Below are 18,236 nucleotides of genomic sequence, written 5' to 3' on the forward strand. Positions count from 1 at the left end.
AACAAAAATAGAATTATCTTCTTAATCCGCTTTATTTATAAGTTGAAATAATAGGCTATTGGGTTAAAGAACATCTAATGTCGTTGAATGGGGTAGTTTTTATATCTAATTTGGGGTTTTGTTAGCCCTGGTAATTACTATCTGCTATGAAGAAATTAACAAAAATTTATTGGCGGGTTTTTTTTTATGAAGAATACAAATCTTTTCTTTATCTTTTGATAGCCCTTTACTTAGGGTATTATCAGTTTTAATATACACTAAATGACCAAAAAATTACTTTTCTTACTCGTATTATTTACAACAGTATCTGGCTTTTCGCAAGATGATACCAGACAACCATTAAGAGGTTCGGTAATATACATGAACATTGGGGTGCCCAATGAAAATGTTATCAATGTCACTGCTGAACACGCCACAATAACCAATGATCAAGGTTTGTTTCGAATTAATGTAAAGGTGGGTGATCAAATTGCTTTTTCTGCCGTTAACTACAATATTAAAGTGGTGACGATTACTGAAGAAATTTTAGCCAATAATCGTTTGGTGGTAGAGGTCAACGAAAAAGTGACGGAGTTAGACGAGGTAGTAATAACCCCAGAACAGCAAGAACGTTTTTTAGCAGTAAAGAACCAAGAGTTTAAAGAATACGAATACGAAATTGATCGTGGTACTAAGGTAGATAATATAGCCATGTCTGATTCTGAGAAAGGTATGCAAGACGGTTTAAATTTCGTGAATATTTTTAGGGCTATTTTCAAAGCTCAAGATGAGAAAGCGACAGAAGAAGCGCCTAAATTAAAAGTTAGCGAAGTTCTTAGACAGGTATATGACGATTCTTTCTTTGTGGTAGATTTAAATATACCTCAAGATAAAATAAATGAGTTTTTATTCTATTGTGATGATCAAATGCCAACGAGGTCTTTATTAAAAAAGGAAAATGAATTTCAGTTGATCGATTCTTTGGTTGATCATAGTAAGACATTTCTTAAAAATTTAAATGAGGAGTAGACTCCTACTATTTTTTCTTTTTTCTAGTGCATTCATATTTGCACAAATAGGTGATTCTAAAAGATTAGAAGGTAGAGTGTATAGCGATGACGGCGACGTTGCTGCGACACATGTACTTAATTTAACTTCACAAAGAGCTACTATTACAGATGAATACGGGTATTTTTCGATACCTGTTAGTGTATTAGATACCTTAGAGTTTTCTGCTATTCAATACAAAAAGAAAATTATAGTGGTCAGCGCGTCGATTTTTGAAAGTAAGTTGATTTCTGTAGGTTTAGAAGATGCTTTGACCGAATTAGATGAAGTTACCGTAACACCCTATAACCTTAGTGGTAATCTGCTGGCTGATCTGCCAACTTTAGATTTAGATCCGATAGTTACCGCATCTACTTTAGGGCTACCAAATGCATATGTAAAAATACCTACGAAGGCAGAACGAGAGCTTAAAGCGGCCACTGGTAACCCTATTATGAGTTTTGATCCCTTAATAAATGCAATTTCGGGGCGTACCAAAATGTTAAAAAAACGAGTAGAGCGAAATAAGCTTTATGATCGAACAGAACGCGTAAGGGACTTTTATGAGGATAGTGTTTATGTAAAGCAACTATCGATCCCTGAAGATAAAATAGACGATTTTCTATATTACTGCGAGGTAGATCCAAGATTTCAACAGATTGTAGATACCCATAGCGAATTAGAGATTTGGGAGTATCTGCGACAGAAAAGTTTACTGTACAGAGAAAATAACACTTTAGATTAAGCATCTTATCTTTGGCATATGGTTTGTAAAGAAGCTATTAAACAATACAATATGAAACTTACTAGAACAGCATTCTTGTTGTTAATACTTCCCCTTTTTGCATTTACGGCAGCGCATAAATTTTACATCAGTGTAACCAATGTAGATTATTCAGAAAAAGATCAAGCCGTACAAATAATTACACGCGTTTTTATCGATGATATGAATGCGGTACTAAAAGAAAGGTATGAATTTGCTTCGTCATTGGGTACAGATAAAGAATCATCGGTAGATAAGGAGTATTTAGAAAGATACTTGCGTACTAAATTCTTGGTAGAGATAAATGGCGAAACAGTAAAATACGATTTCATAGGTCATAAATACGATTCAGATATGGTCATTTGTTACTTAGAAGTCCCAAATATTCCCCTTGAAACTTTAAAGCAAATTGGTATAACCAATGAGGTGCTGACAGATATATATGATGATCAGCAGAATGTGGTGCATATGAAGGTAAATGGAAAGAAAAAGAGCCATGTACTTGTAAAATCACGTATTAAAGGAATGTTAAATTTGTAACAAAGATTAAGATATCCCTATAAAAACTTTAATTTTCCCACACTAAATAACTAAGAAATGATAAGAGTAAAGTACGCATTTGCGTCTATTTTATTCCTTTTTGCCGCTGTAACTTTTGCACAAGAGGCGGTTACCAAAGAAAAGGAAGCTGGGCACACCAACCAGAGTAAGTTTAAACAATTATATGAAGAGTTCGCTACGCCGAACACCTACAGGTCGGCTTCGGGTGCTCCTGGTCCTGATTATTATCAGCAGCAGGCAGATTATGTAATGGATATTCGTTTAGATGATAAAGATGCCAAAATATTCGGTACAGAAACAATTACCTACACAAATAATTCACCAGATGATTTAGAGTACTTATGGGTGCAGTTAGATCAGAATGTTAGAACAAAAGATTCAAAAGCAGCCTTAAAGAACGGTAGCGGAGTTTCTCTTGGCGATTCACCTGAGAAATTTGTTGGTAATTACATGACAGAGTCTTTTGATGGCGGTTTTAATATCGATTACGTAAAAGATAATTCAGGTAAAGCATTACCATTTACAGTGAACTTCACCATGATGCGTGTAGATTTACCTACACCGCTTAAAAGTGGAGATAAATTTTCTTTTGATATAAAGTGGAATTATAACATACCTGATCATACAGTAAACAGAGCTAGATCTGGATATGAGTTTTTTGAAGAAGATGGAAACAGAGCATATGTAATTGCTCAGTTTTTTCCAAGAATGGCAGTTTATAATGATGTAGAAGGATGGCAGAACCACCAGTTTTGGGGTAATGGCGAGTTTGCATTGCCATTTGGTAATTATGAAGTGAATATTACAGTACCTGCAGATCATATTTTAGATGGTACAGGTGTACTTCAAAACAGAAAAGAAGTATTTACCAAAGCAATGATGAGTCGTTATGAGCAGGCAAAGAAGTCGTATGACAAACCTGTTATTATTGTAACGCAGGCAGAAGCAGAAGCAGCTGAAAAAGGATTTTCAGAGAAAACAAAAACATGGAAGCTTAAGGCAGAAAATGTTCGTGATTTCGGTTTTGCAACATCAAGAAAGTTCATTTGGGACATGCAAGCTGTTAAGTTAGGTAACAGAGATATCATGGCGGTTTCTATGTACCCTAAAGAAGGTAACCCGTTATGGGAAGAGTATTCTACTAAAGCAGTTGCACATACGTTAAAGTCGTACTCATCGCATACTTTTGACTACCCTTACCCTAAAGCAATATCTGTACATGCTAAGCAGCAAGGTATGGAGTACCCAATGATTTGTTGGAACTACGGTAGACCAAATAAAGATGGTAGCTACTCAGATAGAACTAAATACGGAATGATCAGTGTAATTATTCACGAAGTAGGTCATAACTTTTTTCCAATGATCGTAAACTCAGACGAACGTCAATGGGGATGGATGGATGAAGGTTTAGATACTTTTATGCAGTTTATGGCTGAGCAAGAATTTGGTGAAGAATATCCAGCGGCAATAGCGCCAAATGATAAGTACCCGTCTAGAAGAGGTGATCCTGCGAAGATCGTACCTTACATGAGCGGAGATCAAAGTACTATTTCTCCGATTATGTCTAATCCAGAAAATGTATTTCAACTAGGTCCGAATGCATATGGTAAGCCGGCAACAGCTTTAAATATATTGAGAGAAACAGTAATGGGGCGTGAGTTGTTTGACCATGCTTTTAAAACGTATTCTCACCGTTGGAAGTTTAAGCACCCAACCCCAGAAGATTTCTTTAGAACAATGGAAGATGCTTCTGCTGTAGATTTAGATTGGTACTGGAGAGGTTGGTTCTATACTACTGATTATGTAGATATGGGCGTAAAGGATATCAAGAAATATTATGTAAGCGATCAGCCGAATAAAAAAATGAAAGCTTATTTAGCTGAACGTGGTATTCCAGAATCTAATTTAAGACCAATGGTTTACTTAGAGGAATTTGATGATGCAAATATGGTAGCTCCTGAATTAAAGGATAATTTACCTTCAGAGACTTCAAAAACTTTAAAAGAATTTATGATGGATAATATGACTGCAGCAGAAAGAGCAGCGGTTAAAGAGCCAAAGTATTTTTACGAAGTAACATATAACAGTCCGGGTGGCTTACCAATGCCATTGATTGTAGAATATACGTATGCAGATGGTTCTGTTGAGAATGTAACCTACCCTCCAGAAATATGGAGAAAGAATAGCAAAGAGGTAAGTATGGTGATTTCATCTACTTCTGAGTTAAAAGGTGTAAACATTGATCCCAAAATGGAAACGGCAGATATTGATACTACAAACAATAGCTGGCCGAAGAAAGAGCAAGAGAGCGATTTCGATAAAATGAAGGGTGAAGTAAAAGGAAAATAAGTAACAAAATAATTATTAAAAAAAGCCTCGTATAACTACGGGGCTTTTTTAATTTCGATACTAAACTTGTTTATATTTGTAGTATGATTGGGATGTATTCATTATTTATTAGTGGCGCAGAAATTTTCTTCATTATGTTTATCGTAGTGATGGTTTTTGGTGCCGACAAAATTCCTGATATTGCGAAGGGGTTGGGTAAGGGTATGCGTCAACTTAAAGATGCTACCGAAGATATTAAACAAGAGATTCAGAAGAGTGCAGACAAGCAGGGTATAGATACTAGTTTCGTTACCGATATTAAGAAAGATATCGATGATATGAAAAAAGATATTAGCTCGGGCTTAGGTAGTGATGTTAAGAAACAAATTGCCGATGTCAGCAAAAACATCAATGATGTAACAGGCAGTATCAAGAGAAAGTAGACTTCTATGTTAGATAAGATTTTACAATGGGATCGAGATGCCTTTGTCTATCTTAACAGTCTTGGTATTGAGCAGTACGATGTTTTTTGGTCTACAGTAACCAAATTTCCACCTTGGCTTCCCTTATTTGCATTTATCATAATCCTTTTCTTTGTTAAGTTTCCAAAGCGAGAAGCTATAGCTATGATTTTGACCTTGTTGGTAATGGTTGTATTTGTGGGTACATTAACAGATTTGACCAAAAATGTGGTTGCTAGGTTACGGCCAAACAATGACGAAGAGCTAAATACGTTGATTCGAATATTAAGAAGTCCGTCAGGCTTCAGTTTTTTCTCAGGTCACGCTTCATCATCCTTTTCTGTCATCACCATAACGGTACTTTTTTTAAGACGAAAATTTAAATGGGTATACCTATTTTATATCTGGCCCATATTATTTGCAATGAGTAGAGTGTACGTAGGTGTGCATTTCCCTATCGATTTAATGGTGGGTGCTTTGGTAGGTATATTATCGGCTTGGCTATTCTATAGATTGTACGGTTTGCTTATTTCACCCTACTTAAAGTTAAACCATCGCGTATAGGTAGCAATACCGTTTCTAAAAGCGGATGCTCACTTAGTTTTTTGTTATAGTCTAACAACACTTTTGTAGTAACATCTTTAGGGTCTAAGGTCTCTACCACTTTGCCAGACCACAATACATTATCAGAAAGTATAACAGAACCAGACTTGGTTTTTGGTAGTACCGCTTCTAAATATTTATTGTACTGTTTTTTTTCGGCATCAATAAAAATAAGGTCAAAAGTAATATCCATTTTGGGAATGATATCTAGTGCATTACCCACATGCTGAATAATTTGAGAACCATAATCGCTTCGATCAAAAAAAGAACGCTGAATATGTTCTAGTTCTGCATTGACATCTATGGTGTGTAATTGTCCGTTTTTCGGTAATCCTTCCGCAAGGCATAAGGCAGAATACCCCGTGTAGGTGCCAATTTCAAGAATATTGGTCGGATTCGTCAATTTAGAAAGCAAGCTTAGAACACGCCCTTGAAAATGACCTGTAAGCATACGGGGTTGTATGACTTTTAAGTGCGTTTCACGCGTAAGTTCTTGTAATAATTTAGGTTCAGCTTGTGAATTATCGGCTAAATAGTTTTCTAAAAGAGGTGATAAAAAATGCATGCGTTTCTTTTTGCAAAAATAGGGTTTTAAGCCTTAAATTAAGGGTCTAAATTAGAGTAGCGATGAATAATGAAATAACTATAAGAGAAGCCGTCAAAGGTGATGTGCCCGTGTTACGAAAATATGAGCAAGAAGTAGTCAATGCAGAACGTCCTATGAATCCAGCAATAAAAGAAAGCGGCGTAATTTATTACGATTTAGAAGCACTAATAGAAAATCCCAGAGCTACGATACTATTAGCATGCGATGGCGATAAAATTGTTGCTACGGGTTATGCGTTAGAAAAAGCAGCCAAAGATTACTTGGATCACGAAGCTTTTGCCTACTTAGGGTTTATGTATACAGACCCAGATTATAGAGGTAGGGGATTAAACGGTAAAATTGTTGACGCCTTGTTAGATTGGTCTAAAAAAGCAGGATTAACCGAAATTAAGTTAGATGTCTATAGTGATAATGAACCTGCCATACGCGCTTACGAGAAAAAAGGGTTCAAAAGACATATGATAGAAATGCGTTTAAGAACAGAATTGTAGTACCCATATATTTAATAGAGCTTATAAAATTATAGGCTTATGATTACTTTTATACAAAATTAGCTATGGAATTTAAAAATACGTTGGCGTTTGCACAATCGTTAGATGCAAAAGACAACTTAAAAACATATAGAGATGAGTTCATTTTTCCTAAAATCAAAGGGAAAGAAGTTATCTATTTTACAGGAAACTCTTTAGGATTACAACCAAAACGAACCAAATCTTTTGTTGATGAGGTCATGAAAGATTGGGGAGAATTAGCGGTAGAAGGGCATTTTTATGCTGAAAAACCATGGTGGGACTATCATGAGCGATTAGCAGCACCATTGGCAAAAGTGGTTGGTGCATTGCCAGAAGAAGTTTCGGTGATGAATACCTTGACCGTGAACCTTCATTTATTGATGGTTTCTTTCTACAACCCAACAAAGAAAAGATTTAAGATTCTGTGCGAAGAAAAGGCTTTCCCTAGTGATCAATACATGTTTCAAAGCCAGGTTCGCTTTCATGGTTTAGATCCAAAAGAAACCATTGTTGAGATTAAGAAACGCGATGGAGAACACCATTGGAGAACAGAAGATATACTTGAGAAAATTAATGAATTAGGTGATGAGCTAGCATTAGTTTTAATAGGCGGAGTAAATTATTACAATGGTCAGGTGATGGATATGGAAACCATTACAAAAGCCGGAAAAGCTGTAGGCGCCAATGTAGGTTGGGATCTAGCGCATGCCGTAGGTAATGTAGAATTAAAATTGCATGATTGGGATGCAGATTTTGCGTCGTGGTGTAGTTATAAGTATATGAACAGCGGACCAGGAAATGCATCAGGAATTTTTGTAAATAAAAGACACCTAAACAAGAAAGATATTCAACGTTTCGAAGGTTGGTGGGGAACGAAGAAAGAAACTCGTTTTCTTATGAAGCCAGAATTTGAGCCAATGGAAAATGCAGATGCTTGGCAAATAAGTAATGCACCCATATTATCTGTAGCACCTTATTTGGCTTCACTTACGATGTTCGAAGAAGTGGGTATGCAAAAGTTGATTGAAAAGAGAAAATTGATCGTATCGTACTTGGAATATATTCTACACGAAATAGATAAAGAAGTAGATAGTTCTTTTGAAATTATCACTCCCGAAGATAGAGGTTGTCAGTTATCTGTGTTCTTACACGGACAAGGAAAATCTCTGTTCAATTATTTAATGGAAAACGGCGTCGTAACCGATTGGCGCGAACCAAACGTAATTCGTTTGGCACCAGCACCTTTTTATTCTACCTATGAAGATATGTACCGTTTTGGTCAAATTTTAAAAGCAGGGGTTCTAGCAAATTAAATTTTATAGAATTTAGAGAATAGAACATAGATTTTTTTTAATATTTAACGGACAACGGACAACGGACAACGGACAACGGACAACAAATAAAAAGTGAAGTCATTACGATTAATTTTAGGGAATGCTAGATATTTCGGTCCCTCGTGGGTTTTCGCAAGTATTAATATTCTTTTTGGTACATGGGCAATCTATATACCAGCTGTAAAAGATGCTTTAGAAATCAGTAAATCTGAATTAGGGATAGCTATTTTCTTTTTGGCATTGGGTGTGTTTACTGTTTTTCCGTTTGCTTCTGGTATTGTTAATAGGGTAGGTGTAGGTAAAACCACTTTTTATGGTGTACTATTAAGTTGTGCAGCGGCAATGTTACCGTTGCTAGCTCCTAATTATTATGTATTAATGGGAGCTTTATTTCTCTTTGGGGCAGCAAACGGCATTACCGATATTTCGATGAATACCTTGGTTACCGAAATAGAGAAAAAAGATAAAGTCAAATTTATGGCAGCTTCGCATGGCTTTTTTAGTCTTGGCGGAGTATTGGCAGGTTTGGGTAGCTTTTTAATTGGTCCGTTGTCAAATCCCGTATTACACATGACTATTGCCGTGTTACTGGTTTTGTTGGTCAATTTAAAATTCAGGAACTATTATTTTACCGAAGTAGCTGAAGAAATCGAAAATGAACCATTTAGTTTTGGTTTGCTAAAACCATTGTTGCTTTTGGGACTTATTTCTTTTATGGCAATGGGTAGTGAAGGTGCTATTGTAGATTGGAGCGGATTGTACTTAAAAGAAATTGCACTAGCACCAGAAGCCCTATGGGGATTAGGATTTTTAGGATTTCAAATCACCATGACCCTAGGTCGCTTTTTGGGTGATGGAATCAGCGACAAAATTGGTTCAGTTAAAATAGTCGCGCTAGGTGCTATTCTTGCGATATTGGGCTATTTTTTGGTGCTTACAGGAAATACCTATTTAAGTATCATAGGCTTTGCTTTGAACGGATTAGGTTTTTCAGTAATGGTGCCCGAAGTATTTAGAATAGGAGGGAATGTAAAAGGAATAGATTCCTCAAAGGGCATAGCATTTATTGCAGGAGCAGGGTATGCTGGGTTTTTATGTGCCCCACCAATTCTAGGATTCTTAGCAGAAAATTATAGTCTTACTAGAAGTTTTGTAGTGCTGCTAGCATGTGCATTCTTAATTCTACTATTTACACTCTTGTTAAAAAGAAAAAAGGCGTAGCTCTACTTAGTTTTTAATATTACTCCGGATTTTAAATTCGCTATTGGGATCTTGTACTTTCTCAATAAAATCTACCATCTCATCAGTTAAAAGCAATTGGTTTTGTGCATTCCAGTAACTCTCGTCGTAAGGGTAGTTTATTTTAAAAAGATCTTTAGAAGTGCTCACATTTTTCTTTACCTCAAAATCGCCTTCATTATCTGAAGTGGTTAGAATAAAAGAAACATCGTAGTATGAAGTGTATGATTGTTGCTCATCAGTCAATTCCACTTTTACATCATACTTGGCAGATGCTATATGATACTTATTATTTTTAGAAGATTTTGAAAGGTAAATTTCTTTTTCTACCGATACTGTTCTAAATCTTGTTTCCCCGTCTTTTTTGTAGGGCTTATTTTTAAAATTAAAATTCATGGAAATACTTTCTAATGCATTGTTTTTAGTATTAATGATATAATGTCCTTTTACTTCTTCATTGTCAAATTCAGGCTTGGTGTGAAAGCTTAGATTTATTTTATTGCCATTCTCGAAAGTCGATTCGGTTAAATCAAAAGCATCTCCTGTTGCATTCAGCGGAGTGAAGTTCATGAATAATTGGTAAAAAGTTTCGAAGATGAAATACACTTGTTTTTCGTCTTTTACCAAGCCAACTTTACGCATATTGGTCAACTCAACTTTAAAATCTTTTTTGTCTGGATCAATTTCTTTAGTGTATAAGAGCGTTCTTCTTTCTAGCTTTCCTTGTAAATCTTGTATTCGTGTAATTTCACCATTATATCGCAATACACCTCTTAATAAAAATTTCTCTTTATAAGGGTAAGTAGGGTAGTTGGATCTTACAGAATCCCCTACTTTTTGCCAGAGCGTTTTTTCATTGGTAACGGTTACTTCATTTAATTCTAATACACTTTTGTTAAGGTAGATGGTGTCCTTTACTTTTTGAGAAGTGGTTATAAGTTTATCATACCCAACGCTGTAAACGATAATAGAATCTGAGCTAGAAGAGAACTGAAAACGCCCATCAGCATTGGTCATTGTATGGTCTATACTATTGTAAATACCTACAAATTCTAACGGAGAATTGTCTGCGCTATCTAAAACTACAGCTTTTGTAGTATGCTGAGCATAGCTGAAAATAGAAAATAAAAAAAGTAAGAAGAATTGAAGTTTCATAGTGTAATTAATGAAGTTGAAGTACATCAAATTTTATACCATTATATTTAATTTTTAGCCAAAGACTATTGTATACCGTTGACAAGTAATCTTTCCTATTAGCTGTTTAATTTTTAAGGTTACTGCTAATTTTAAAATCGTTTTGTGGGTCTTGTACTTTTTCAATGAAGGCCGTCATTTCATCAGTTAAAAGTAATTGGTTCTGTTCGTTCCAGTAGCTAGGGTTGTATGGGTAGTCTAATTTAAAAAGGTCTTTGGTGGCATTTGCATTCTTAGTAACTTGAAAATTCCCAAAATTATCTGAGGTTATTAAAATCACTTTGAGGTTATGTTTCCCTTCGAAAGAATTCTCATTATCGGTAGTTATAACTGTATATTCAAGATTTCCAGAATTAAGATAATATTTATCTGAATCAATTTTTTTCTTAAAAAACGAATGTTTCTTGTAAAAACTTGTTCTGTATAAGAGGTGCTTATTTTTGAAAAGTTCACCTTTTTTCGAGTTTTTTTCAAACTTGTATTCTTGGACTGCAAAATCGCTGACTTTTATAATATAATAACCTTTAATATCAATTGAGTCCGACTCTTTAATGAATTCAATTTTTATATTCTCACCATTATTAAATTTCTTTTCGGTAATATCATAAAGAGACTCGTTTTGGGTAATTTCAGTAAGTTGATTATAGAAATCTTTTAATGAAGGGAAAACCAAATAAGCATTTTTAGCATCATTTTTTAGACCTAATTTTCTCATATTAATTAACTCTACAATAAAGTCCTTTTTTGATTCTTTGGTAGAGTCATCCTTGAACATGTTTTTAATAGAAAGCTTACCTGTAATATCTTCAATCCTGTGCATCTCTCCATTATATTTATTAATTGCACGAAGCATAAACTTCTCTTTATAGGGTTCAGCGCTGTAGTTTTTATTTAGAGATTCGTAAACTTCTTGTAGAATTGATTTTTGATTGGTAACTACTACCTCATCTAATTCTAAAACACTCTTTTCTAATAATATGGTGTCTTTTAGATTGCTAAAAATAGCTTTGATTGTTTCGTGCCCAGGTCTGTAAATAACAACAGAATCTAAAGATGATGTAAACTGAAAACGCCCATCGGCATTGGTCATCGTATGATCTTTACTATTGTAAATACCGACAAATTCTAACGGAGAATTGTCTGCACTATCTAAAACAATAGCGCTAGTGCTGTATTGGGCGTAGCTAAAAAAAGAAAAAAGAAGTAATGTGAATAGGGAGAGTTTCATAATTGGTGAGTTAGTTCTGAACAATATCAAACTCCGTACCGAATTATTTCACCTCTACACCTGTAAAGAAAAGAGAGAAATCAGCATCTGGTCTTTTGTGCATCATACTAATGTTCAATCCGTTTACAGTTTTATAGTCTTCCCAGCTGGTAGTCATATTAGGTTCAGACTGATTTTCTTTTCTGTAAACCCATTCCTTAATAATAAAATCATCACCAAAATAATAATCGTACGCATCACCAGGTGTGTAACCACCATCGTTTGAATAGACTGTGGTCAATTTATGCATAGTAGCTTTACTGATCGGAGCTTCTACACCTTCGGTATGTTTATAAGTAAAACTTTTTTGATCCCAAACTAATTGGTAAGGAGCTAGTAACCAGAACTTATCATTTACAAATCCGCCATCTGTTGCGGTCATGGTGCTATCAACTGCTTTTCTGTTATAGGTAATAGTATCTTGTCTGGTCATCATGGTAACTTCGTTAGACGATGTTTTCCATAACCAAGTACGTTCAAAGTGCTCATCATCTCGGTCTACATTAAATGTGAACTTGATACTTTGTACATCTTTCCATTTTTCAAATCCGTTTGCATTTGCGATTTTTTCAAGAACTGTCAATTGCGTATCTTCGCCAAGAGCAATTTTAGGCTTTTTTTGGTCGGTTTTACATGCTGTAAAAACACTTGAAATAATAATGGAAAGAATAATTAATTTTTTCATTTTCAGCAGATTTTCAAGTAAATATATCAATTACAGTATCTTTAACCTACTTTTATTTTTTGTAAACCATCTATCAAAGTGACATTTCTTAAAAAGCTATGTTTTATTATTATTGGAAACCAATTCAGTGAAAAAACGGTTTCTAGTGGTAAAAACGAAGACTATACCGATTTAGAGTTAGTAGAACGCATTGTATCTAACAATGACTCTATGCTCTTTGGTGTGCTCTATGATAGGTACTCTAAATTGGTTTACAATAAATGCTTGGGGTTTGCAAAATCGAACAAAGAGGCAGAAGACTTGACCCAAGATATATTTTTAATGTTATATGTTAAGCTTGGTTCTTTTAAAGGGAATTCAAAATTCTCTACCTGGTTATATTCTTTTACCTATAATTTCTGTGTCAATTATGTCAATAGAAATAAGGAACGGAAAATCGACGATAATTCAGTAAAATTCGACGTGCAAGAAGATGTACCTGTTGAAGTTACTGATGATTTGTTATTGCAAATGCAAGTCGATAAACTTAAAGAAGCATTAGAACTTATTGCTCCAGAAGATAAGACGATATTGTTGTTGAAATATCAAGATGGAGCATCAATAAAAGAATTGGAAGATATTTTAGAGCTTAAATCAAGCGCTATTAAAATGAGGTTGAAGAGAGCTAAGGCTAAGGTTACGGAAATGTATAAAACTCTAAACTGATGTTAGAACAGAACCAAAATCCATTTAAAAATTTAGACGGGGACCTAAAAGATGTTCCGCCAGAACTACGTAAAAAAGTTATGGGCGACGTTGCTACGGCTAAATTGATCATGGAATTATCTGGTCTGTTTACAGACAGTTTTGCCTCAATAATAGAAGGTATGTTACAGACGAAATCTAAAAGCTAATAAAAATAAAGTAGAATAAGTTATATGGATACAGTTGATAAGTGGAAAGACCTCACCTTCGAATCTTTAAGTAATATTTTCAAAGATATTGCCTCTGCATTGCCAGGAATTTTCGGAGCATTCATCGTTATTATTTTTGGTTGGATAATTATTAAGGTTGTCACCTTTGTTTTAAAAAGAATATTCAAAGCCATCAAATTAGATAAAGCTTCTGAAAAAATTAATGAAGCAAAACTGTTCGGTGATGCCGATATCAAAATAGATTTACCTAAGATAATTATCACTTTTATAAAGGTATTATTGTGGTTGGTATTTATAATCGTTGCATCAGATATTATGGGCTTAACCATTATATCGACCGAAATTGCCAACCTATTAAGATACTTGCCAATATTATTATCGGCGATGGTAATACTTATGTTAGGGCTGTTTTTAGCCAAAACAATCAAAGAAACAATTATTAAAGTATTTGATTCAATTGGTCTTGGTGGTGGTAAGTTGTTAGGTAATGTTTTATTTTATCTAATTATCATATTTGTTAGTATTACTGCATTGAACCAAGCAGGTATAGATACACAGATTATCACTAATAACTTTACTATTGTACTAGGTGCATTCTTATTGGCAATTGCATTGGCATTAGGCTTAGGGTCTAGAGAAATTGTAGGTGACCTATTAAGAACATTCTACTCAAGAAAGATTTACGAGGTAGGAGATAAGGTTAAAATAGGGGATTTACAGGGTACGGTAATCGGTATTGATAATATTTCAATGATATTGAAAACGAAATCTGGTAAGGTTGTTATCCCTATTAAAAAGGTAGTAGAGAAAACAGTTACCGTAGAAGAACAATCCTAATCGAAAATTAACGTTTTTCATTTAGTAAGAACAGATATGGTAATAATTCAAAATGTTATTGCTACGTATGTTTATGAATTAATTCATTAATTTTGTTAGAGATAAATAAACTTAAAATATGAGTGCTAAAAAAGGAAAAATTCAGGAAGCCATAGATGAGAAAATGCTGGAGGAAAGAAAAGTCTTTCTTTGGGGTATGGTTGATGACGATTCTGCAAAACATGTAATTGACAGGTTGTTATATCTAGATATGCAGAGCGATAAAGAAATTCAATTATATATTAATAGTCCGGGTGGTTATGTTACTTCTGGTTTTGCAATGTATGATACTATAAAAGCATTAAAGAGTCCGGTTTCAACTATCTGTACAGGTTTGGCGGCATCAATGGGTTCTATCTTATTATCAGTAGGTAAAAAGGGAAGAAGATTTATTCAGCCACATGCACAGGTAATGATTCACCAACCAAGTGGTGGTGCAAGAGGTCAAGCTTCTAATATTGAAATACAAGCTAGAGAAATTATTAAAACTAAAGAATTAAGTGCACATATATTGGCAGATAACTGTGGTCAAGATTTTGATAAGGTTTTAAAGGATTTCGATAGAGATTATTGGATGAATGCAGAAGAGTCTATCAAATATGGTATCGTTGACGGTATTATGGAATAGGTTACAACAGCTATAAAAATTAAAAAGTCCTTTACCAGATTGGTAAAGGACTTTTTTTTGGTTGGTAGTTAACTTTTGGAAAACAAAATGTTATCCGGTCTTATCTTAAAGCGATAAGGTTGTTGTTGAATTTATGAGGTATTCTTAAAAAATTATTTAGATGCCAATACACCTTTTTTGATTTGCATAATCGGGAACTCTGTTCTTCTGTTTAGCTCTAATTCTTCAGCAGTACAATCTTCTTTGCTAGTACATTTATTAATAGGTACACGTTTACCAAAACCTTTGTAAGAAACAATTCTATCTTGTGATACGCCATTTTCAATAAGATATTCATAGGTAGACTTAGCCCTTCTTTCAGAAAGGTCATCATTGTATTCGTGACTACCTACGGGGTCGGTATGTGCTTCTAGCTTAATAATCATATCAGGGTAGGTGTTATTCATAACACGAACTACTTTATCTAATTCTCTCGCAGCATCTGGTCTTATATCACTTTTATTAAAATCGAAATATATTTTATTAAGTCCCGCTAGTAATTTCAAATCCATAACAGGCTCAAGAACAATATCTTGTCTCATTATTTTTTGAGCCTTTGGTGTTTTTGACGTGTTGAAGTAAACGTTTTTATGAGGATGTGTTTTTCTAACCGCCTCTATCATATAGTTTGTTTTTCTATTAACGGGAAATCTATAGTACCCATTTTCATCTGTCATTGTTTGTGCTACCATTGTATTGGTAACTTGGTCAAATAATTTAATTTGAACACTGTCAAGCATTTGGTTGTTTACGCCATCTACCACATAACCTTCAACATCTAATGCAGGTGTAAATTTAAATTTATAGATATCATCGCTACCTACACCACCTTCTCTATTAGAACTTACGTAGCCGTCTAATCCGTTCGGTAAACCGTAATAAGCAAAATCGTCACTAGAACTATTGATAGGCGTACCTAAATTTATAATGTCAATAACCTCATCTTCTTCATTAGAAATGGTTGAGAAAACATCTAATTGACCAAACCCAACATGACCATCAGAACTAAAGAATAGTTTCCCTTCCTCATTTATAAAAGGAAACATTTCATTGCCTTCCGTGTTTACAATAGGTCCGGCATTAATAGGTTCTTGTACACCACCACGTTCATGAATTTCAGCATAGTAAATATCGGTGCCACCATAACCACCAGGTCTATCCGATGCAAAATAAATGCGTGTTCTCGCAAGATTTACAGACGGATGCCCAGTGGAATAATAGTCACTATTAACCCTAAGGTTGCTATTTTCTTCCCATTTATTATCAACTAGTTTAGCTGTGTATATTTTTAAGTTTATTTCATTAGAAACTCCGTACCCAGCTTTCTTGTCATAGAAGTTGTTTCGGGTAAAATACATGATAGTATCATTCTTATAATCCGTAGAAAATGCTACAGAACTTTCATGGTATTTAGTATTGATGTTCCCTTTTACGCGTTTAGGTTCAGAGAGAGGGTTATCTTCTTGAACTACAAAAAGGTCTAACCAAGGCTCATCGTTCCAACCATAACTTTCACCGGTTACAGCATCTCTTCTTGAAGAACCAAAATATAAGTTGCCCATAAATCGATACACACCAAAATCGCTGTCGGTAGAATTGAAGGCGACCGGCTCCACTTCGTAACGTTGTCTACTGTTAAAAACTACAGAAGCTAAGTTGCCATCTTGTAAAAATCGCTTAACACGAGAATCGTTCTTATTGTATTTTTTATATTTTTTTATCCAAACTTCAGACTCCTCCATATCGCCGTTGGCGTATAAGGCCATGGCATATTTAAAATAGTAATCTGTAGGTAGGGTTGCATTGTTTATAACAGCGCTAAAGTGAGGAATAGATTTTTTATAGTCGCGTATTAATAAATAACATTCGGCTAATTGCTGATGTGCATATTCTGCGTTGAAATCTGTTTCTACCATTCGTTCATACTCAGGTATCGCTAAAGAGTATGAGAATTTACTGAAATAGTAATCAGCCTTTTTTTGTGATGCTACCTGTGCAATAGATAATTGAGCTACTAGTAAAAGCAGCATTATTACTACAATATTTTTATAATTTTTCATCTTATCGATTTTAAATTATTAGAAATATCTAGGAGACTTAACAGGGCCTAACACCTTTTTGAAAAGTTCATAGATTAAAATAACTTCGTGTGTACCACCAGTGTAAGGTCTTACTGCTGAGGTAGGTAAATCATAAGCATAACCAACTCTAAAATCTCTAGACACTTGGTAGTCCATCATAGCACCAAAGTTTGATGCATCGTTTACACGGTAAGAAGTGCCAATCCAAAACTTTTCGTTGAATAAAAAGTTAATAGTAAAATCATACGTTGCCGGGGCACCATTGGTGAATTTTGTAATAACGGTAGGCTTGAATTTTGTGGTTTCAGAAAGGTCAAATACCATACCACCAATAGCGTAGTAACTATTACGCTCAATAGCTTCAAACTCACCATCGTTTAAATCTGTATTTAATATTCTAGGAGAGGAAATACCTGCATACCATCTGTTGGAACCAATATAAAAACCAGCACCAAAGTTTGGATTTATGTTGTTGAAATTAGCATTGAAGAACTGATCGTTAGGATCAGGATTTTCAAGATTGTAGCTAGTGAAACCACCTTTTAGACCAAAACGCATATTAACTTTTTGGTTAACAGGAACGGTATATGAGAAATCTCCGTAGAAATAATTTGTACTTTCAAAACCTAACTTATCATTGATATAAGATACACCAATACCTACGCGCTCATTTTTCATAGGAGAATGTATTGATAGGGTACTAGTTCTTGGATTACCTTCTAAACCTGCCCATTGGTTTCTATGTAAAATAGTTGCATTCAACGTTTCTCTACTACCGGCATAAGCAGGGTTTACAGAAATTGTATTATACATATACTGCGTAAACTGGGGCAACTGCTGTGCGCTTACAAAGGCACCTGTTATAAGTAGAATGGCTAAAAGTAGATTAGCTTTTTTCATGGTTGTGTTTGGGTTTAGCTTTAAAGGCTATATGTTAATGTATAAGTAGGTTATCTTATTGGTTACAAATTTAATAGCTGTTCTTAAGTATTTAAAAAATAACGGCTGACACCCCAGATTATTCGTTCTGAAACAGCATTTTCGTTCAATTGATATATTTATCGGTTAAACTAGAATAAGTATGTAAAAGGCTTATATGTAGTAGTTTGTGTTGATTT

At 34.5% G+C, this 18,236-nt stretch carries 19 protein-coding genes; 13 read left to right on the top strand and 6 right to left on the bottom strand.

The annotated features are described in order from the left end of the window. The first annotated feature begins 261 nt into the window (after positions 1 to 261). The 6 genes from QSV08_RS00275 (at position 262) to QSV08_RS00300 (ending at position 5,703) form a co-directional block, all read left to right on the top strand. A complete protein-coding gene (locus QSV08_RS00275) occupies positions 262 to 1,008 on the top strand; it encodes a hypothetical protein (protein ID WP_324025646.1) in 747 nt (248 codons plus the stop codon). Then, complete coding sequence (locus QSV08_RS00280) at positions 998 to 1,771, top strand: hypothetical protein (protein ID WP_324025647.1); 774 nt, start codon at positions 998 to 1,000, stop codon at positions 1,769 to 1,771. The genes QSV08_RS00275 and QSV08_RS00280 overlap by 11 nt, the downstream gene beginning before the upstream one ends. A gap of 51 nt (positions 1,772 to 1,822) precedes the next feature. Further along, positions 1,823 to 2,329, top strand: a complete 507-nt coding sequence (locus tag QSV08_RS00285) for a DUF6702 family protein (protein ID WP_324025648.1) — start codon at positions 1,823 to 1,825, stop codon at positions 2,327 to 2,329. Positions 2,330 to 2,386: 57 nt separating this feature from the next. Further along, positions 2,387 to 4,699, top strand: a complete 2,313-nt coding sequence (locus QSV08_RS00290; RefSeq protein WP_324025649.1) for a M1 family metallopeptidase — start codon at positions 2,387 to 2,389, stop codon at positions 4,697 to 4,699. A gap of 92 nt (positions 4,700 to 4,791) precedes the next feature. Next, positions 4,792 to 5,121 (top strand): Sec-independent protein translocase subunit TatA/TatB, encoded by a 330-nt coding sequence (locus QSV08_RS00295; protein ID WP_324025650.1) that lies wholly within the window; start codon positions 4,792 to 4,794, stop codon positions 5,119 to 5,121. Between the two features lie 6 nt (positions 5,122 to 5,127). Continuing rightward, on the top strand, positions 5,128 to 5,703 hold the full coding sequence (locus tag QSV08_RS00300; protein ID WP_324025651.1) for a phosphatase PAP2 family protein: 576 nt from the start codon (positions 5,128 to 5,130) through the stop codon (positions 5,701 to 5,703). Here the strand turns inward: QSV08_RS00300 and QSV08_RS00305 are convergent. Continuing rightward, positions 5,666 to 6,307 carry an O-methyltransferase gene (locus QSV08_RS00305; RefSeq protein ID WP_324025652.1) on the bottom strand — a complete coding sequence of 214 codons (642 nt, stop codon included), beginning with the start codon at positions 6,305 to 6,307 and terminating at the stop codon, positions 5,666 to 5,668. The two genes, QSV08_RS00300 and QSV08_RS00305, sit on opposite strands and share 38 nt — an antisense overlap. 62 nt (positions 6,308 to 6,369) lie before the next feature. On the opposite strand from QSV08_RS00305, the gene QSV08_RS00310 reads away from it, so the two are divergent. From QSV08_RS00310 to QSV08_RS00320, 3 genes are all read left to right on the top strand, one after another. Next, positions 6,370 to 6,840, top strand: a complete 471-nt coding sequence (locus QSV08_RS00310; RefSeq protein WP_324025653.1) for a GNAT family N-acetyltransferase — start codon at positions 6,370 to 6,372, stop codon at positions 6,838 to 6,840. A 65-nt stretch (positions 6,841 to 6,905) separates the two neighbouring features. Then, on the top strand, positions 6,906 to 8,174 hold the full coding sequence (kynU, locus tag QSV08_RS00315) for a kynureninase (protein ID WP_324025654.1): 1,269 nt from the start codon (positions 6,906 to 6,908) through the stop codon (positions 8,172 to 8,174). A 93-nt stretch (positions 8,175 to 8,267) separates the two neighbouring features. Further along, complete coding sequence (locus QSV08_RS00320; RefSeq protein ID WP_324025655.1) at positions 8,268 to 9,416, top strand: MFS transporter; 1,149 nt, start codon at positions 8,268 to 8,270, stop codon at positions 9,414 to 9,416. Between the two features lie 6 nt (positions 9,417 to 9,422). Here QSV08_RS00320 and QSV08_RS00325 read toward each other — a convergent pair whose 3' ends face one another. The 3 genes from QSV08_RS00325 to QSV08_RS00335 all read right to left on the bottom strand — a co-directional run bounded on the left by QSV08_RS00325 (position 9,423) and on the right by QSV08_RS00335 (position 12,580). Then, on the bottom strand, positions 9,423 to 10,589 hold the full coding sequence (locus QSV08_RS00325) for a hypothetical protein (protein WP_324025656.1): 1,167 nt from the start codon (positions 10,587 to 10,589) through the stop codon (positions 9,423 to 9,425). A gap of 106 nt (positions 10,590 to 10,695) precedes the next feature. Next, positions 10,696 to 11,856 (bottom strand): hypothetical protein, encoded by a 1,161-nt coding sequence (locus QSV08_RS00330; protein WP_324025657.1) that lies wholly within the window; start codon positions 11,854 to 11,856, stop codon positions 10,696 to 10,698. Positions 11,857 to 11,899: 43 nt separating this feature from the next. After that, the gene (locus QSV08_RS00335; RefSeq protein ID WP_324025658.1) at positions 11,900 to 12,580 is read right to left on the bottom strand and encodes a hypothetical protein; all 681 of its coding nucleotides are present in this window, start codon (positions 12,578 to 12,580) and stop codon (positions 11,900 to 11,902) included. Between the two features lie 78 nt (positions 12,581 to 12,658). Here QSV08_RS00335 and QSV08_RS00340 point away from each other — a divergent pair, with 78 nt between their 5' ends. From QSV08_RS00340 to QSV08_RS00355, 4 genes are all read left to right on the top strand, one after another. Further along, positions 12,659 to 13,285, top strand: a complete 627-nt coding sequence (locus tag QSV08_RS00340; RefSeq protein WP_324025659.1) for an RNA polymerase sigma factor — start codon at positions 12,659 to 12,661, stop codon at positions 13,283 to 13,285. Beyond that, the gene (locus tag QSV08_RS00345; RefSeq protein WP_324025660.1) at positions 13,285 to 13,473 is read left to right on the top strand and encodes a hypothetical protein; all 189 of its coding nucleotides are present in this window, start codon (positions 13,285 to 13,287) and stop codon (positions 13,471 to 13,473) included. The genes QSV08_RS00340 and QSV08_RS00345 overlap by 1 nt, the downstream gene beginning before the upstream one ends. Positions 13,474 to 13,497: 24 nt before the next feature. Then, positions 13,498 to 14,331: a mechanosensitive ion channel family protein gene (locus QSV08_RS00350; RefSeq protein WP_324025661.1), complete on the top strand. Its 834-nt coding sequence runs from the start codon at positions 13,498 to 13,500 to the stop codon at positions 14,329 to 14,331. 118 nt (positions 14,332 to 14,449) lie between these two features. After that, entirely contained in the window at positions 14,450 to 14,998 is a 549-nt protein-coding gene (locus QSV08_RS00355; protein ID WP_324025662.1) for a ClpP family protease, read from the top strand. 152 nt (positions 14,999 to 15,150) lie between these two features. Here the strand turns inward: QSV08_RS00355 and QSV08_RS00360 are convergent, their stop codons facing one another. Both QSV08_RS00360 and QSV08_RS00365 read right to left on the bottom strand, forming a co-directional pair. After that, the gene (locus QSV08_RS00360) at positions 15,151 to 17,097 is read right to left on the bottom strand and encodes an OmpA family protein (protein ID WP_324025663.1); all 1,947 of its coding nucleotides are present in this window, start codon (positions 17,095 to 17,097) and stop codon (positions 15,151 to 15,153) included. Positions 17,098 to 17,115: 18 nt separating this feature from the next. Further along, positions 17,116 to 18,018: a type IX secretion system membrane protein PorP/SprF gene (locus tag QSV08_RS00365; RefSeq protein WP_324025664.1), complete on the bottom strand. Its 903-nt coding sequence runs from the start codon at positions 18,016 to 18,018 to the stop codon at positions 17,116 to 17,118. Between the last annotated feature and the right edge of the window lie 218 nt (positions 18,019 to 18,236).

The organism is Maribacter sp. BPC-D8, assembly GCF_035207705.1.
Taxonomy (GTDB): Bacteria; Bacteroidota; Bacteroidia; order Flavobacteriales; family Flavobacteriaceae; genus Maribacter.

Coding starts and splice junctions, on each gene's coding strand:
- QSV08_RS00330 (WP_324025657.1), bottom strand. CDS start 11,856: ATGAAACTCTCCCTATTCACATTACTTCTTTTTTCTTTTTTTAGCTAC.
- QSV08_RS00345 (WP_324025660.1), top strand. CDS start 13,285: ATGTTAGAACAGAACCAAAATCCATTTAAAAATTTAGACGGGGACCTA.
- QSV08_RS00325 (WP_324025656.1), bottom strand. CDS start 10,589: ATGAAACTTCAATTCTTCTTACTTTTTTTATTTTCTATTTTCAGCTAT.
- QSV08_RS00360 (WP_324025663.1), bottom strand. CDS start 17,097: ATGAAAAATTATAAAAATATTGTAGTAATAATGCTGCTTTTACTAGTA.
- QSV08_RS00285 (WP_324025648.1), top strand. CDS start 1,823: ATGAAACTTACTAGAACAGCATTCTTGTTGTTAATACTTCCCCTTTTT.
- QSV08_RS00295 (WP_324025650.1), top strand. CDS start 4,792: ATGTATTCATTATTTATTAGTGGCGCAGAAATTTTCTTCATTATGTTT.
- QSV08_RS00335 (WP_324025658.1), bottom strand. CDS start 12,580: ATGAAAAAATTAATTATTCTTTCCATTATTATTTCAAGTGTTTTTACA.
- QSV08_RS00300 (WP_324025651.1), top strand. CDS start 5,128: ATGTTAGATAAGATTTTACAATGGGATCGAGATGCCTTTGTCTATCTT.
- kynU (WP_324025654.1), top strand. CDS start 6,906: ATGGAATTTAAAAATACGTTGGCGTTTGCACAATCGTTAGATGCAAAA.
- QSV08_RS00310 (WP_324025653.1), top strand. CDS start 6,370: ATGAATAATGAAATAACTATAAGAGAAGCCGTCAAAGGTGATGTGCCC.
- QSV08_RS00350 (WP_324025661.1), top strand. CDS start 13,498: ATGGATACAGTTGATAAGTGGAAAGACCTCACCTTCGAATCTTTAAGT.
- QSV08_RS00275 (WP_324025646.1), top strand. CDS start 262: ATGACCAAAAAATTACTTTTCTTACTCGTATTATTTACAACAGTATCT.
- QSV08_RS00280 (WP_324025647.1), top strand. CDS start 998: ATGAGGAGTAGACTCCTACTATTTTTTCTTTTTTCTAGTGCATTCATA.
- QSV08_RS00290 (WP_324025649.1), top strand. CDS start 2,387: ATGATAAGAGTAAAGTACGCATTTGCGTCTATTTTATTCCTTTTTGCC.
- QSV08_RS00305 (WP_324025652.1), bottom strand. CDS start 6,307: ATGCATTTTTTATCACCTCTTTTAGAAAACTATTTAGCCGATAATTCA.
- QSV08_RS00355 (WP_324025662.1), top strand. CDS start 14,450: ATGAGTGCTAAAAAAGGAAAAATTCAGGAAGCCATAGATGAGAAAATG.
- QSV08_RS00365 (WP_324025664.1), bottom strand. CDS start 18,018: ATGAAAAAAGCTAATCTACTTTTAGCCATTCTACTTATAACAGGTGCC.